The organism is Bifidobacterium sp. UBA6881, assembly GCA_002451435.1.
Taxonomy (GTDB): domain Bacteria; phylum Actinomycetota; class Actinomycetes; order Actinomycetales; family Bifidobacteriaceae; genus Bifidobacterium.
The window spans coordinates 1-4,437 of the sequence record DKCF01000043.1 but is presented as its reverse complement, the minus strand read 5'-3'; the positions used below and the strand labels follow the sequence as shown (position 1 = coordinate 4,437).

General features: G+C 59.7%; 4 protein-coding genes. 3 read left to right on the top strand and 1 reads right to left on the bottom strand.

Annotated features, from left to right (window positions below; genetic code table 11):
- Positions 1-588 precede the first annotated feature (588 nt).
- On the bottom strand, positions 589-1,158 hold the full coding sequence (gene crgA / locus B3C64_RS03650; protein ID WP_291533811.1) for a cell division protein CrgA: 570 nt from the start codon (positions 1,156-1,158) through the stop codon (positions 589-591).
- A gap of 215 nt (positions 1,159-1,373) precedes the next feature.
- Here crgA and B3C64_RS03645 point away from each other — a divergent pair, with 215 nt between their 5' ends.
- The 3 genes from B3C64_RS03645 (at position 1,374) to B3C64_RS03635 (ending at position 4,289) form a co-directional block, all read left to right on the top strand.
- Entirely contained in the window at positions 1,374-2,288 is a 915-nt protein-coding gene (locus B3C64_RS03645; RefSeq protein WP_291533809.1) for a DUF881 domain-containing protein, read from the top strand.
- Between the two features lie 2 nt (positions 2,289-2,290).
- Positions 2,291-3,412 (top strand): class E sortase, encoded by a 1,122-nt coding sequence (locus B3C64_RS03640; RefSeq protein ID WP_291533807.1) that lies wholly within the window; start codon positions 2,291-2,293, stop codon positions 3,410-3,412.
- Between the two features lie 232 nt (positions 3,413-3,644).
- Positions 3,645-4,289 (top strand): anthranilate synthase component II, encoded by a 645-nt coding sequence (locus B3C64_RS03635; protein WP_291533806.1) that lies wholly within the window; start codon positions 3,645-3,647, stop codon positions 4,287-4,289.
- The last annotated feature ends 148 nt before the right edge of the window (positions 4,290-4,437 follow it).

Sequence of the window (4,437 nt, the reverse complement as noted above, 5' to 3'; positions counted from 1 at the left end):
ACTGGATGATTTGGTCGTATGACTGGTCTGCAGGAGGGTGGATTCTTCCAGTGGCTGGCTGATTCAGTCGTTTAAGGAGCCTTTTTGCGGGCGATTTATCCAGCCAGCGGATTATTTGGGCGCGTGACTGGCTGGTTGGGTGGTTTGGCAGGGGTGGTTTGGTTTGGATGGCTTGGTGGGGTTTGGCTTGCTTGTGTGGTCGGGTGGTTTGGTTGGATAGTGTGGTTGGGCGGTTTGGCTGGGTAGTTTGGCTGGGTGGTTTGGTTTGGATGGCTTGGATAGCTTGGTGGGGTTTGGCTTGGCTCGTATGGTTGGGTGGTTTGGCTGGGGCGGTTTGGCGGTTTGGCAGGGGTGGTTTGGCTTGGCGGCTTTGCGGCAGGGCGAATACAGCGATATTGATATGGCAAAGGGCGTTGGAGAGATTCCTCCAACGCCCTTATGTGGGATTATCCGGCGACGGGATTATCCGGCGATGAATGCCGTTCGGTCTTCATTCGACAGGCCAACGATGAGAAGCTGACAGCGGAACGGGCAGGAACAACTGGACGCTACTTTGTAAGCCTTTGCCGGGATTGGCCAATTAACGGGTCAGCGCCACCACATCGTCATGATGAAACCGACCATGATGATCGCGAACGCAATGGCCAGGTTCCAGGCACCGATGTTCGGAATCGGATAATCGCTGGTCAGGTAATAGACCACGGCCCACACCAGGCCGATGATCATCAGCGTGCAGAACAGCGGCACGAACCAACGCGGATTCGACTTGGTGCCCTTGATGGTTTCCTCCACACGACGGGTGTTTTCCGCCTGGCGGTTCATCATGCGCTGCATCTGCGGCGTCAGGGAATCCTTGTCGACGGTGGCGTTTAGCACGGCTTCGACACGGTCCATGGGAATGCCGAGGTCATCGTCGTCATCGGCATTCTTGGATTCGGCATCTTCGGATTCGGTCTCGTCGGTGGTTTCGGCATCGTTCTCAGAATCGGCTTCGGCGTTTTCAGCGGTCTCGGCGGTCGACTCGGCGTCGGTGGCTTCGCCGGCGGTTTCCGGGGTGTTGTCGGTCGTGGTGGTCTCTTCGACGGCAGCGGTGTCGTCGGTGGACTGCTCGTCCTTTTGGGCGTCCACGGTGGTTTCGTGCAGCTCTTCGTCAGCCATCAGCATAGTCTCCTTTAATAAAGGCCTTCAATAGGCTAAAAGTCATAATAGTGGCTACACTCGAAAGTGGCGAACTCGCATCGTGAAATTGTTCATAATCGGCGAACCGCGATGCAGTGAAACCACCGCGTTCACGAATAGACCATCGAATGAATACTCGATGTCGAACAGTCGGTGCCGAACGGATGAACACGGATGAACGCAGAAAGGTCCGCATGGCGAAGCACATCGGCAGACATGCCGCGAAACGATCGAAGATGGTCGGCGTCGCGGTTTTTCTTGTGCTGATGTTCTCCGGATATCTGCTCGCCACGAATCTGCGCGTGAACCGTTCCGTCGTCGTGACCAACGACACCGCCGAACTTGTGGAACAGCGCGTGAAGAAGGTGGAATCGCTCAGCAAGGAGGTCGATTCGCTGAGCTCCCGCGTCAACGATCTGAGCAAGACGCTCAACAGCCAGGATGATGATTCGCAGGACAGCGAGAACGCGGGCAACGGCACCATGCTTCCCGCGGTCGAAGGGCCGGGACTGGTGGTGACGCTCGATGATTCCCCATTATGGGAGAATATGGTCGATTCGTCCGGCTCCACGTCGAATATCAACGACTATGTGGTGCACCAGCAGGACATCGAGGCCGTGGTGAACGCGCTGTGGGCGGGCGGCGCCGAATCCATGATGATTATGGACCAGCGCGTGCTGTTCAATTCCGCGGTGCGCTGTTCCGGCAATGTGTTGTTGCTGCAAGGCAAGAAATACTCGCCGCCGTTCAAGATTTCCGCGATAGGACCGGTCGACAGCATGAAGAAGGCGCTCGACGATTCGAAGGAAGTCGGCATATACCGGCAGTATGTGAGCGCATTCGGCTTGGGTTGGCAGCTTGATGAAAGGGAGAAGCTGCATTTCGACGCGACCGACGCATTGCAACAGCCGTTGCAGTATGCGAAGGCGTCCGGTACCGCATCGAGCGGCGGTACGTCGGGTGGCGCGTCGAACGGCACATCGGGCGATGCCGCAGGTGACGCGTCGGCTGGCGGCGCATCGGACGCCGAATCGTCCGGCACCTCCGCGGCGGGCAACTCGGAAGAGACCGCGAACAGCTCCGGCAAGAACGAATCGGAAGGACAATGACCATGAAGCATGTGGCGCGCAGAAGCGGCGGACGCGGCCGGAACGGCAGCGGGACCGGCGGCAAAGGCGCGATCTGGACGGTATTCGGCATCCTCGCCGAGCTGATGCTGACGGCCGCGGCCATCTGCGCGTTGTACATCGCGTGGCAGATGTGGTGGACGGGCGTGCAGTCCGAGCACGACCAGATCGAAACCCGCCAATCGGTATCGTGGTCGGATCCGTCGAAATCCGATAACGTGACGATCGCAACCGCGCAGGAAGGCGATCCACCCACACAGCCGGAAAGCGCGCAGGAGGGCGAGCTGATCGCCCAGGTCTACATTCCGCGCTTCGGCAGCCAGTGGCAGCGCAATCTGGTGCAGGGAACCTCGCTGACGGAACTCAACCGGCACGGTCTCGGGCATTACGAGGATTCCCAGATGCCCGGACAGGTCGGCAATTTCGCCTTCGCCGGGCACCGCAACGGTTACGGGCAGCCGCTCGGTGACGTGGACAAGCTGCAGGAAGGCGACCCGATCATCGTGCGCACGCAGGATTACTGGTACGTCTACCGCTACACCAGCCACAAAATCGTACTGCCCACCGACGTCGAGGTGGTCGCCTCGAACCCGGAGAATCCGGGGACCACGCCCACCAAACGCATGCTGACCATGACCACTTGCGAGCCGAAGTACTCCACGCCGACCCACCGTTGGATCAGCTACGCCGAATTCTCCTACTGGGCGAAGGTCTCGGACGGCATTCCCAAGGAGCTTTCCTCCACGGACGCGAACGGCAAGGTCAAGTTCATCAACAACGAGCAGCCGTCGTTCGCCTCGTCCATCGATTCGCTCAAACCGTGGATTCTCGGCGCGCTCGCCGCATACCTGGTCGTGTTCATCGCGGCGGCCGTGGCATGGCGTTGGCCATTGCTCGCCAGCATCCGCGCGGGGCACCGCAGGAAGCCCGATTTCAGCCTGTACGGCTCCCTGATGCGCATCCAGCCGGGAGTGCTGCCGATTCGCGTGGTGCTGATGGCGCTGCTCGCCTTCGCGGCCGCCGCCGCCTGCTTCGAATGGCTGTTCCCGTGGGCCGCCGCGAATATTCCGGTGTTGCAGTCGATGTCGAACTACACGGCCATCTGACGGCTTGAGAAGGTTTCGCGCGTTGTGATGAATGCCGCTGCGATTTGTCGTGGGAATGATGACAGCCGCAGTAGTTGGCGATGGTTTGCGTTGGTCGCCGAGGCGGCGGTGATGCGGTGGCCATCGCCACCTCCAGGTGGCCCTCGTATTTCATGTGCCCTTTGTGTGAGATGTGCGCGGCATTCGGCATGGCGCGCACGTACACTGCTGTTCAAACGTTGATAGGAGCATGATGACCGATTCCGCACGCATTTTGGTCGTAGACAATTACGATTCGTTCGTTTATACCATCGTCGGATATTTGAAGACGCTGGGCGCCACCGTGACGGTGGCGCGCAACGACGCGATCGATCCGGCGCAGCCGGGTGTGGTCGATGATTACGACGGCGTGCTGATTTCCCCCGGTCCGGGCGCGCCTGCGGAATCGGGCGCCAGCGAGGATATGATTCGCCTGTGCGCGAAGATCGACAAGCCGATGTTCGGCGTATGCCTGGGCATGCAGGCGCTGGCCGAGGTCTTCGGCGCGACGGTCGACCATGCGCCGACCATCATGCACGGCAAGACCAGCCAGGTGGAGCATATCGACGATGAGATCTTCGAAGGCGTGGCCAACCCGATGACCGCCACCCGATACCATTCGCTGGCGGTCGAGCCCGATTCGGTGCCGGACGATCTGGTGGTGACCGCCTGGACGCAGGGCGACCATATCGTGCAGGGCATCAAGCACCGCAGCAAGCCGATGTACGCGGTGCAGTTCCACCCCGAATCCGTGATGACGCAGGACGGCTACCGTCTGCTGGCCAACTGGCTGAAGGTGTGCGGCCAGGATTCCGCCGTCGAGAAGTCCAAGGGACTGCAGCCGAAGGTCGTGAAGTAGCTCCGCATTTTGTCTGCCAACGATTGCCGATTCCGTTCGGGAAGGTTTTCTCGGGATTTTTTCATAGCTGCTGGATTTCGATGCTCCATCGCATTCGCCATGCCGTTGCGATGATTTCCCGCTGACGATGGTTGTTTGCGAATGGTTC

Bases quoted from the DNA above. Each gene is read 5' to 3' on its own strand.
- crgA (WP_291533811.1), bottom strand. From the start codon at position 1,158: ATGGCTGACGAAGAGCTGCACGAAACCACCGTGGACGCCCAAAAGGAC.
- B3C64_RS03645 (WP_291533809.1), top strand. From the start codon at position 1,374: ATGGCGAAGCACATCGGCAGACATGCCGCGAAACGATCGAAGATGGTC.
- B3C64_RS03640 (WP_291533807.1), top strand. From the start codon at position 2,291: ATGAAGCATGTGGCGCGCAGAAGCGGCGGACGCGGCCGGAACGGCAGC.
- B3C64_RS03635 (WP_291533806.1), top strand. From the start codon at position 3,645: ATGACCGATTCCGCACGCATTTTGGTCGTAGACAATTACGATTCGTTC.